Origin of the sequence: Klenkia terrae, from assembly GCF_900491935.1 — a bacterium.
Lineage (GTDB): Bacteria > Actinomycetota > Actinomycetes > Mycobacteriales > Geodermatophilaceae > Klenkia > Klenkia terrae.
In genome coordinates, this window is the sequence record NZ_UEXK01000004.1 from 4,720,841 (window position 1) to 4,731,847 (window position 11,007).

Sequence of the window (11,007 nt, forward strand, 5' to 3'; positions counted from 1 at the left end):
GCGGCCCCGAGCCGAGAGCCCCTCAGCTCTCGGCCAGTCCCCACCGGGACAGGGTGCCGGCGACCTCGGCGCCGCCCCCCGCGGTGACCGCCGGGGCCGCGGAGTCGTCGGGGTGCGCCGCCCAGTGCGCGACGCACAGCGCGCGCAGGCCGTCGAAGCCGTCGTCCTCGGGTCCGTCGTCCGGGCCGTCGTCGGGCCCGGCGCCGTCCTGGCTCAGGCGCAGGCCGTCGTCGCCGGCGACCGCGGTCCACCTCCCGCAGCGCCAGCCGTCGCCCTCGGGCTGCACCGCCGGGTGCACGCGGTTCACCCCCGCCACGTCGGCGGCGACGAGGTCCGGGCGTGCCTGCGGCCCGGCGGCGAGCAGGACCGCGGGGGTGGTGACGCCGGAGAAGACCAGCAGGGTCGGTGCCCCCACCCGCAGGCCGCCCTCGATGTCGGTGTCCAGCCGGTCGCCGACGACCAGCGGGGTGCGCGCGGCGGTGCGCCGGACGCACTCCGCGTGCATCGCCGGGTCGGGCTTGCCGGTCACCACCGGGGCCTGCCCGGTGACCGTGCTGACCACCCCGACCAGCGCGCCGTTGCCGGGCAGCACGCCGCGCGGGGACGGGATGGTGGCGTCGGTGTTCGTCGCCACGTGGGTGGCCCCGGCCCGGACGGCGACCACGGCCTCGGCCAGCTGGGTCCAGCCCACGTCCCGCCCGTAGCCCTGCACCACCGCGACCGGGGAGTCCTCGGCGCGCTCCACCACGCGCAGCCCGGCCGCCTGCAGCGCGGCGGCCACCCCCGGCCCGCCCACCGGCAGCACCGCTGCACCGGCGCCGAACCGCTCGGCGACCACGGTCGCGGCGGCCTGCGAGCTGGTGATGACGTCCTCGGCGGCCGCCCCGATGCCCAGCTCGGTCAGGTGGTCGGCCACCTCCTGCGGGGTGCGGGCGGCGTTGTTGGTGACGAACCCCAACCGCATGCCGGCGCCACGCGCCTCCTCCAGGGCCGGTGCGGCACCGGGCACGGCGTCGGGACCGACGTACAGCACGCCGTCGAGGTCCAGCAGCGCCACGTCGTGCACCTCGCACGGCCGGCGCGGGGCACCGCGGGCGAGCAGGGGCAGGGCGGCGTCGGCGGTCACCGGGTGATCCGACCACAGCGGCCCGGTCGCCAGCACGCCGGGCGACGGGCTCGGTGCCACCTACGATCGCGGGATGCCCTCGTCCAGCGCGGCCGGCTCCGGCCTGCGCGTGCACCCGTTCCGGGCGCTCACCTACGCCGCCCGGAGCCCCGAGCAGCTCGCCCGGGTCAGCTCCCCCGCCTACGACCTGGTCACCGCTGCGGGCCGGAGCCGGCTGGCCGCGGCCGACCCGCACAACGTCGTCCGGCTGATCCTGCCGGCGGTCGAGGACCGGCCCGGCGAGGCACCCGCGGACCGGACGGCCCGCTCGGCCGCCCTGTCCGCGGCCACGCTGCGGGACTGGCAGACCTCCGGCGTGCTCGTGCAGGACGGCACGCCCGCGCTGTGGAGCTACCGGATGAGCGGGCCCGACGGCGCCGCCACCACCGGTTGGCTGGTCGCCGTGGAGCTGCCGCCGGCCGGCTCCCGCGCCGTGCTGCCGCACGAGGACGTGTTCGCCCCCGCGGTGGAGGGCCGCCGGTCGCTGCTGGCCGCGACCGGCACCGACCTGGAACCCATCGTGCTGGCCCACGACCGGTCCGACGCCGTGGCGCGGTGGACCGCCGACGTGCTCGAGCGGCCCGTGGACCTGCAGGTCACCGATGCCGACGGGGTCCGGCACGAGCTGCGGCGGGTCGAGGACCCGGCGGCGCTGGCCGACCTCACCGAGGGGTTCGCCGGGGTGGCGGCGGTCATCGCCGACGGTCACCACCGGTTCGCCGCGGCCCGGGCCCACGCGGGCCCCCACGGGGGGTCGGTGCTGGCGCTGCTGACACCGATGGGTCCCGGCGGCCTCCGGGTGCAGGCGATCCACCGGGTCGTGCCCGGGCTGGACCTGGCGGCGGCCGGCGAGCTGGCCTCCACCGGCTTCCGGGTCACCCGCGTGGACACGACGGCGGTCGAGGGCGGCGCGGCGGCGGTGGCCCGGGACTGGGTGGCCGAGCCCGGGCAGGACTGCTTCCTGGTCACCGACGGCACCGACGTCCTGCTGCTCTCGTCGCCCACGGACGCGGTGCGGGCGCGCATCCCGACCGGCCAGCCGGACAGCTGGCGGTCGCTGGACGTCGTGCTTGCCCACGCCGGGCTGCTCAGCGGCCTGTGGGGGCTGCCCGACGACCCGACGGCGGTGCTGGTCGCCCACGACGTCCCCGAGGCGCTGCGGCTGGCCCGGGAGCGGGACGGGGTGGCCCTGCTGCTGCGGTCGTCGTCCCCGGCCGACGTCGCCGCGGTGGCCCGGGACGGCGCCCGGATGCCGCGCAAGTCGACGCTGTTCGTGCCCAAGCCGCGCACCGGCCTGGTGTTCCGCCCGCACTGAACCGGCTCAGGCATCGGTTGAGGCACCGGCTCGGGCGGGGTCGGCGGCGCGGCGGCTGGCCGGGACCCGGCACTTGCGCACCCGCCGGCAGTCGACCTCGTGGGCGACGGCGGTCCCGCCGGGCGTCCGCCAGAACCTACGGCGCAGCGACCCCTCGACCTCCAGGACGTCGTCGGGCTGCCAGCCGGCCGAGCGGGTGATCAGCGCCGCCGCGAAGGAGACGCAGGTGATCGTGTCCTGACGCGGCTCGCGCGGGCGGGCGCGGGCGGGGTCCGGCGGTGGTCGGCGGACGGTCAGGGAGAAGACGAGCAGGGTGTCGCCGCTGGGCAGCTCCCGCAGCTCGGCCGGGGCGGACAGCCGCCCGCGCAGGGTGATCTCGTTGCGGTCGACCAGGGACAGGCTCATGCAGGCAGCCTCGCCGCGGGCGGGTGCCCCCACCAGGCCCGCCCACGATCTGTGGACGGGCCCGGTGGTTGTGGACGACGGAGGTCAGTCCGTCGGTCGGTCGTGCTCGCTCAGCTCACCGGGCGCGGCGAACAGACCCGACTGGTCGGCCGGCAGCGGCTTGGGCTGCACCTGGGTGACCTGCTCGGCGGGCTGGCCGTCGGAGAACCCGGGGGCCGGGATCTCGCCGAGGAGCTCGGCGACCTCGGACTCGACGTCCTGCTCGTCGGGGTCGTACTCGGTGCCGAGCCCGGCCTCCTCCGGAGACACGTCGTCGTCCTCGTCAGCGTCGTCCTCGTCAGCGTCGTCCTCGACGGCGTCGTCGTCCTCGGCCGCCACCTCGCTGCCGGCGGCGGCGTCCTCGACCACGGGGACCTCCACCGCGTCGCCCTCGGCCTCGTCGTCCTCGGCCTCACCGTCGGCGGAGTCGACGACGCCCTCGTCGTCACCGTCCTCGTCCTCGTCCTCGTCGTAGTCGACGTCGTCGAAGCGGGCAGCCACCCCGGTCTCGTCGTCGGGGTCGGCGGCCATGACGGCCTCGAACCAGGTGTGCGCCTGCTGGTCCTCGCCGCGCGCGACCAGCAGGTCGGCGTAGGCGGTGGCCAGCCGGAGCTGCCCCAGGTCGCCCGAGTCGAGCTGCTCGGGCGTGGGTCGGCCACCCAGCGCGGCCTCGAGCACCAGCGCGGCGGCCGGCAGCTCCCCGAGGTCCTGGCGGGCCCCGGCCTCGACCAGGCGGAGCTCGACGACCTCCTCGGCCGGAGGTCCATCGGTCAGCGCCTCGGCGACCAGGCGCAGGGCCACGTCGGGCCGGCCCAGCGCGCGCTCGCAGTCGGCGAGGACGGCCCGGTAGGAGTCGTCCCCGCTCATCCGGCGGTAGGCACGCAGCTCGCGGGCCGCCTCGGTGAAGTCGCCGGCGTGGTAGGCCGCCACGCCGACGGCCTCGCGGACCACGGCGATGCGGGAGGCCCGCTCGCGTGCGGCCTGGGCGTGCAGGAGCGCAGCGGCCGGGTCCTCGTCGAGCAGGCCGCCGGCGGCGGCCAGGTGCTGGCCGACGACGTCGGCGTTGCGGGACTCCAGGCCGCGCAGTGCCCGGCGGACGGTGCCGTCGAGCTGCTGCGGGTCGGCCCACTCCGGGATCGGCGGCCCGACGGCTCGGCGGGTGTCGCCGGAGTCCCGGGGACCGCTGTCCCGCCGGTCCTGCTGGGGACGGTCGCCACCACGCGCGGGACGGCGGTCGGTCCCGGCCGGTCGACCGCCACCGGAGGACGGGCGACCGCCACCCCGCTGCGGCCGGTCGCCACCAGCGCCTCCGCGGTCCTGCCACGCCGGCCGGTCACCGCCGGCGGGACGGCCACCACCGGCGGGACGGCGGTCCTGCCACTGCGGGCGGTCGCCACCGGAGGGCCGGTCCCCACCGGCCGGACGACGGTCCTGCCACGCGGGGCGGTCACCGCCGGCGGGGCGGTCGCCGGACGGGCGGCGGTCCTGCCGCTGCGGGCGGTCCCCACCGGAGGGTCGGTCACCGCCAGCCGGGCGACGGTCCTGCCACGCCGGGCGGTCGCCACCGGCGGGGCGGCCACCGGACGGGCGACCACCACCCGCGGGGCGGCGGTCCTGCCACTGCGGACGGTCGCCACCGGAGGGCCGGTCCCCACCGGCCGGGCGACGGTCCCGCCACGACGGACGGTCACCACCGGCGGGACGATCGCCGGACGGGCGACGGTCCTGCCACGACGGGCGACCACCGCTGGCACCGTCGCGACCCGGGCGGTCGGCACCGGGGCCGCCGGTGCGGGGCTTGGCGGAGCCGCCGTAGCGCGGCTGCCAGTCCCCGCTCAGCCGGGCACGCTCCCGCGCACCGGGCAGCTGCTCGCCCGAGGGCGACGCCTGCCGCGGGGCAGCGGGCCCACGGGCACCGGCGGAGCGGTCCTGCCAGGCCGGGCGACCGCCGTCGCGCCCACCGGCACCACGGTCCTGCCACTGCGGCCGGTCACCCTGCGGGCGGCCACCCTGGGGACGGCCAGCCTGCGGACGACCCTGGGCACCACCGGCACCGGGTCGACGCTCCTGCCAGTCAACGCGGCCGCCCTGTCCACCGGCCGCGGGCCGACGGTCCTGGCCCGGTCGGCCGGTCGATCCACCACGGGACCCGGACGGCGCACCACGGCCACCCTCGGCCGGTCGCCGGTCCTGCCAGCCGCCGCTCGAGCGCCCGTCCCCGCGGGAGGGACCGCCCTCGCGTCGGGCACCGGGGCCGCCGGCGGAGTCACGACGCGGGCCGGCGCTCCAGCCGCGCGAGTCACCACCGGGTCGACCGCCACGGTCGTCACGTGACGCTGCGCCGCCCTCGGGGCGGGGACGGCCCTGGCCGGCCACACCGCGGCGGTCTCCGCCGGCCGGTCGGCCGGGACGGCCGGCGCCACCGCCGGGGGGACGACCGCTGCCGCCCCTGTCGGATCCGCCGTTGCCGCGTCGCGGTGAAGTCATGGTTCGTCGTACCTCTTGCCCGTCGATGTCGCCACCGGACGAACGTCGCGGTGGTCAGGATCCGGAATGCACACAAACGACGAAGGGGGCCAGAGCCTCAGCTCTGACCCCCTTGTCGGAATGGTGTCCGGCGGCGTCCTACTCTCCCACCCAGTCCCCCGGGCAGTACCATCGGCGCTGAGAGGCTTAGCTTCCGGGTTCGGAATGAGACCGGGCGTTTCCCTCTCGCCATGACCGCCGTAACGCTGTGAAAGTTTCCACCCCTGTCGCACCCGGTCAAAGGGATGCTGGTGGGGCGGTCTGTGGAGCACACACGAGGTGTGTCCGTTCTTTCAGAACCGCACAGTGGACGCGAGACAAGATCTTGCTGATTGCGTGAATGTTTGAGGTGAGTCAAGTCCTCGGCCTATTAGTACCGGTCAGCTCCACACATTGCTGTGCTTCCACCTCCGGCCTATCAACCCGCTGGTCTGGGCGGGGGCCTTAACCCACAAGGGGTGAGAGACCTCATCTTGAAGCGAGCTTCCCGCTTAGATGCTTTCAGCGGTTATCCCTGCCGAACGTAGCCAACCAGCAGTGCTCCTGGCGGAACAACTGGCACACCAGAGGTTCGTCCGTCCCGGTCCTCTCGTACTAGGGACAGCTCTTCTCAAGTCTCTTACGCGCACGGCGGATAGGGACCGAACTGTCTCACGACGTTCTAAACCCAGCTCGCGTACCGCTTTAATGGGCGAACAGCCCAACCCTTGGGACCTACTCCAGCCCCAGGATGCGACGAGCCGACATCGAGGTGCCAAACCATCCCGTCGATATGGACTCTTGGGGAAGATCAGCCTGTTATCCCCGGGGTACCTTTTATCCGTTGAGCGACACCGCTTCCACATGCCGGTGCCGGGTCACTAGTCCCAGCTTTCGCTCCTGCTCGACCCGTCGGTCTCACAGTCAAGCTCCCTTGTGCACTTGCACTCGACACCTGATTGCCAACCAGGCTGAGGGAACCTTTGGGCGCCTCCGTTACATTTTGGGAGGCAACCGCCCCAGTTAAACTACCCACCTGACACTGTCCCTGATCCGGATCACGGACCGAGGTTAGACATCCAATTCGACCAGAGTGGTATTTCAACGACGACTCCACGAACACTGGCGTGCCCGCTTCACAGTCTCCCACCTATCCTACACAAACCGAACCGAACACCAATATCAAGCTATAGTGAAGGTCCCGGGGTCTTTCCGTCCTGCCGCGCGTAACGAGCATCTTTACTCGTAGTGCAATTTCGCCGAGCCTGTGGTTGAGACAGCTGAGAAGTCGTTACGCCATTCGTGCAGGTCGGAACTTACCCGACAAGGAATTTCGCTACCTTAGGATGGTTATAGTTACCACCGCCGTTTACTGGCGCTTGAGTTCTGAGCTTCGCCCTAAAAGAGCTAACCCGTCCCCTTAACGTTCCAGCACCGGGCAGGCGTCAGTCCGTATACATCGTCTTTCGACTTCGCACGGACCTGTGTTTTTAGTAAACAGTCGCTTCTCACTGGTCTCTGCGGCCACCCACCGCTGCCCACCGCAAGGGTGATGACAGTGAATGGCCCCCCTTCTCCCGAAGTTACGGGGGCATTTTGCCGAGTTCCTTAACCACAGTTCGCTCGATCGCCTTGGTATTCTCTACCTGACCACCTGAGTTGGTTTGGGGTACGGGCCGCTCAGAGCTCGCTAGAGGCTTTTCTCGGCAGCATAGGATCATCCCATTCGCCTCATTCGGCTATGCGTCAGGCCTCACCCTATTGCGGAACGGATTTGCCTATTCCACGGGCCACACCCTTGCACCGGTACTACCACTCACCGGTAGGACTACCTTCCTGCGTCACCCCATCGCTTGCCTACTACCAGTCCGGGTCCCACGTTCCACCCACACGCCACCACCCCGAAGGGCAGCAGTCACGGAGCTTCAGATGGTTAGCATCGCTGGGTTCAGCATGGACGCTCTTTCGCGGGTACGGGAATATCAACCCGTTGTCCATCGACTACGCCTGTCGGCCTCGCCTTAGGTCCCGACTCACCCTGGGCGGATTAGCCTGGCCCAGGAACCCTTGGTCATCCGGCGGGGGAGTTTCTCACTCCCCTTTCGCTACTCATGCCTGCATTCTCACTCGTGTGGCGTCCACGGCTGGATCACTCCGCCGCTTCCATCGCCACACGACGCTCCCCTACCCATCCACACACCTGGCTCAACGACCTTGATCGAGGAGCAGGCTATTGCGTGAATGCCATAGCTTCGGCGGTGTGCTTGAGCCCCGCTACATTGTCGGCGCGGAATCACTTGACCAGTGAGCTATTACGCACTCTTTCAAGGGTGGCTGCTTCTAAGCCAACCTCCTGGTTGTCACTGCGACTCCACATCCTTTTCCACTTAGCACACGCTTAGGGGCCTTAGCTGATGATCTGGGCTGTTTCCCTCTCGACTACGAACCTTATCGCCCGCAGTCTCACTGCCACGCTCTCACTTACCGGCATTCGGAGTTTGGTTGATTTCAGTAACCTTGTGGGGCCCCTAGACCATCCAGTGCTCTACCTCCGGCAAGAAACACGTGACGCTGCACCTAAATGCATTTCGGGGAGAACCAGCTATCACCGAGTTTGATTGGCCTTTCACCCCTACCCACAGCTCATCCCCTCCGTTTTCAACCGAAGTGGGTTCGGTCCTCCACGCGGTCTTACCCGCGCTTCAACCTGGCCATGGGTAGATCACTCGGCTTCGGGTCTAGAGCACGCGACTGGAACGCCCTATTCGGACTCGCTTTCGCTACGGCTACCCCACACGGGTTAACCTCGCCACGTACCGCTAACTCGCAGGCTCATTCTTCAAAAGGCACGCAATCACCCCCACGCACGAATGCGCATAAGGCTCTCACGGCTTGTAGGCACACGGTTTCAGGTACTATTTCACTCCCCTCCCGGGGTACTTTTCACCTTTCCCTCACGGTACTTGTCCGCTATCGGTCACCAGGGAGTATTTAGGCTTAGCGGGTGGTCCCGCCAGATTCACACCGAATTTCACGAGCTCGGTGCTACTTGGGAACACATCAAAGGAGAGTGCGCGTTTTCGTGTACGGGGCTCTCACCCTCTATGGCGACCCCTTCCAGAGGCCTTCCACTAACACAACACTTTTCTGACTCCCCGAACCTTCGGCAGAAGGATCAAGATGCGTCCCACGACCCCACATGCACAACGCCTGCCGGCTATCACATGCACATGGTTTAGCCTCATCCGCTTTCGCTCGCCACTACTCACGGAATCACGGTTGTTTTCTCTTCCTGTGGGTACTGAGATGTTTCACTTCCCCACGTTCCCTCCACACGCCCTATATATTCAGGCGCGGGTCACACCACATGACTGGTGCGGGGTTCCCCCATTCGGAAATCCTCGGATCAACGCTCGGTTGACAGCTCCCCGAGGCTTATCGCAGCCTCCTACGTCCTTCATCGGCTCCTGGTGCCAAGGCATCCACCGTGCGCCCTTAACAACTTGAACACACAAACAAACAATCACTACAAGATGCTCGCGTCCACTGTGCAGTTCTCAAAGAACGAACGACCACCCACCCCACACCCACCACCAACACCCGCCGGCAGGGTCAGGTGTGTATAGGAGCCGGGTGCACGCGCGCCCACCCGGCGCCCACCGGGCGCCCGCTCCCCCGCCGGTGGTCCGTCCCCCGGCGCCGGTCGAGCCCGAGGTGCCGGAGGTCCTCGAGGTCGACGAGGTCATCGAGGTCGAGGAGGAGGTCCCGGCCGAGCCGGAGGGCGAGGAGCAGGTCGCCGTCTGGGCGCTGGTGGAGCGGGCCCAGGCCGGGGAGGCCGAGGCGTTCGGCCAGCTCTACGACCGGTACGCCGACATGGTGTTCCGGTACCTCTACCACCGGGTGTCCGACCGGCAGACCGCCGAGGACTTCACCAGCGAGACCTTCGTGCGGGCGCTGCGCCGGATCGACTCGCTGTCCTTCCAGGGCCGCGACGTCGGTGCCTGGCTGGTCACCATCGCCCGCAACATCGTCCGCGACCACGTGAAGAGCAGTCGGTTCCGCCTGGAGGTCACCACCGCCGACATGCGCGACGCCGACCGGGTGACCGCCGGCCCGGAGGACGCGGTCCTGCAGGGGCTGACTAACGCGGAGCTGCTGGCCTGCGTCGCGCAGCTCGGCGACGAGCAGCGCGAGTGCATCGCGCTGCGTTTCCTGCAGGGGCTGTCGGTGGCCGAGACGGCGGCCGCGATGGGCAAGAAGGACGGCGCGATCAAGGCCCTGCAGCACCGGGCCGTGAAGCGGCTGGCCGGCCTGCTGCCGGAGGGACTGCGATGACCCGGGCGGGTGTGGTCGCAAGTTACCCTCGGGTACCCCGTACCGGGTGGCGCACCCGGTCGTTGAGCGCACTGACCCGGTCCACCGGGTCGACGGGTGTGCGCGGGGATCGGGGAGCACGGTGAACGACGCGGAGCTGCAGACGGCCCTGGCCGCGCGCCTGCGGTCGCTGTCCCGGGACGAACCCGACCTCACCGCCGACGTGCGGGCCGCGCAGCGTGCGCGGCTGGTGGCGATGGCCGCCGTGCGATCGGTGGGGGCGACCGCCGTCCGGACCCCGGACGCCGGGGCCAGCCGCTGGCAGCGGCTGCTCGCCGGGCGGGCCGACGACGCGCCGGTCAGCCGCTGGCGCACCCGGCTGACGGCCGGGCTGGTCGGGGCCGCGATGTCGGTGGGCGCGCTGTCCGGTCTGCTGGCGCTGGCCCAGGACGCCGAACCCGGCGACCTGCTCTACGGCCTCAAGCGCGGCGGCGAGGAGACCCAGCTCGCGCTGGCCTCCGACGAGGACCGCGGGCTCACCCTGCTGACCTTCGCCAGCACCCGGCTGGCCGAGCTGGCCGACCTCACCGGCTCCGAGGCCGGCGCCGCACCGGCCTCGGTGGGCGGTGACCTGCCGGGCACCGGCGTGGCCGCCTCCGGGGCGGACGCCGGGACCGTGGTCGACGTGCTGACCACGATGGACGACCAGACCATCGAGGGCACCGCCGCGCTGACCACCACCGCGGTCCAGGCCGGCGACGAGGCTGCGCTGGACACGCTGGCGGAGTGGACGACCGGTCAGCGGGCGGGGCTGGACGCACTCGACGTCCCCGTCGGCGCCGAGGAGGCGGTGGCCGCATCGGTGGGCCTGGTCGACGAGGTGGCCGCCCGCGGCGCGGCGCTGCAGGCCGTGCTGGCCTGCCCCGCCGGCGCGGCGGACGCCGGCAGCGACCGGCTGGGCGTCGTCCCCGGGCCGTGCCTGGCCGACGTCCCGGTGCCGACGTCCTCGGCGACGCCGTCGACGGGCGCGGGCACCACCGTCGCGCCGGGTGCGCCGACCGCCCAGGCCCCGGCCCCCGGCGCTCCGGCGCAGCCGACGACCACGGTGCCCGGCCAGTCCGGCGGCGGTGCGGGGGCCTCGACACCGGCCCGGACGTCGACCCAGGCCCCGGCCCGTCTCTTATACACACCCCCGCGCCCACGAGACCAGAGAGGAACTCGTATCCGGTCGTCTGCTCGCTAAAAAAAAAATAGTAGAATCCTA

At 71.2% G+C, this 11,007-nt stretch carries 7 protein-coding genes and 2 rRNA genes; 4 read left to right on the forward strand and 5 right to left on the reverse strand.

All coding sequences use genetic code 11. The features are described from left to right. Window positions 1-22 precede the first annotated feature (22 nt). A complete protein-coding gene (locus LFA75_RS23420) occupies window positions 23-1,126 on the reverse strand; it encodes an HAD-IIA family hydrolase (RefSeq protein ID WP_225235973.1) in 1,104 nt (367 codons plus the stop codon). Window positions 1,127-1,199: 73 nt separating this feature from the next. Here LFA75_RS23420 and LFA75_RS23425 point away from each other — a divergent pair, with 73 nt between their 5' ends. Further along, window positions 1,200-2,480, forward strand: a complete 1,281-nt coding sequence (locus LFA75_RS23425; RefSeq protein WP_225235974.1) for a DUF1015 family protein — start codon at window positions 1,200-1,202, stop codon at window positions 2,478-2,480. A 6-nt stretch (window positions 2,481-2,486) separates the two neighbouring features. On the opposite strand, the gene LFA75_RS23430 is transcribed toward LFA75_RS23425, so the two are convergent. Together LFA75_RS23430 and LFA75_RS23435 are read right to left on the reverse strand one after the other, a co-directional pair. Next, window positions 2,487-2,885 carry a single-stranded DNA-binding protein gene (locus LFA75_RS23430; RefSeq protein ID WP_225235975.1) on the reverse strand — a complete coding sequence of 133 codons (399 nt, stop codon included), beginning with the start codon at window positions 2,883-2,885 and terminating at the stop codon, window positions 2,487-2,489. Window positions 2,886-2,969: 84 nt separating this feature from the next. Beyond that, window positions 2,970-3,875, reverse strand: a complete 906-nt coding sequence (locus LFA75_RS23435) for a hypothetical protein (protein WP_225235976.1) — start codon at window positions 3,873-3,875, stop codon at window positions 2,970-2,972. Between the two features lie 36 nt (window positions 3,876-3,911). On the opposite strand from LFA75_RS23435, the gene LFA75_RS23440 reads away from it, so the two are divergent. Continuing rightward, window positions 3,912-5,258: a hypothetical protein gene (locus LFA75_RS23440; protein WP_225235977.1), complete on the forward strand. Its 1,347-nt coding sequence runs from the start codon at window positions 3,912-3,914 to the stop codon at window positions 5,256-5,258. Between the two features lie 278 nt (window positions 5,259-5,536). On the opposite strand, the gene rrf is transcribed toward LFA75_RS23440, so the two are convergent. Continuing rightward, window positions 5,537-5,653 (reverse strand): 5S ribosomal RNA (rrf, locus tag LFA75_RS23445). 147 nt (window positions 5,654-5,800) lie between these two features. Then, window positions 5,801-8,938: ribosomal RNA gene (locus tag LFA75_RS23450) — 23S ribosomal RNA — on the reverse strand. Between the two features lie 172 nt (window positions 8,939-9,110). Here LFA75_RS23450 and LFA75_RS23455 point away from each other — a divergent pair. Next, the gene (locus LFA75_RS23455) at window positions 9,111-9,764 is read left to right on the forward strand and encodes a sigma-70 family RNA polymerase sigma factor (RefSeq protein WP_225235978.1); all 654 of its coding nucleotides are present in this window, start codon (window positions 9,111-9,113) and stop codon (window positions 9,762-9,764) included. Between the two features lie 121 nt (window positions 9,765-9,885). Then, entirely contained in the window at window positions 9,886-10,986 is a 1,101-nt protein-coding gene (locus LFA75_RS23460; protein WP_225235979.1) for a DUF5667 domain-containing protein, read from the forward strand. Window positions 10,987-11,007 lie beyond the last annotated feature (21 nt).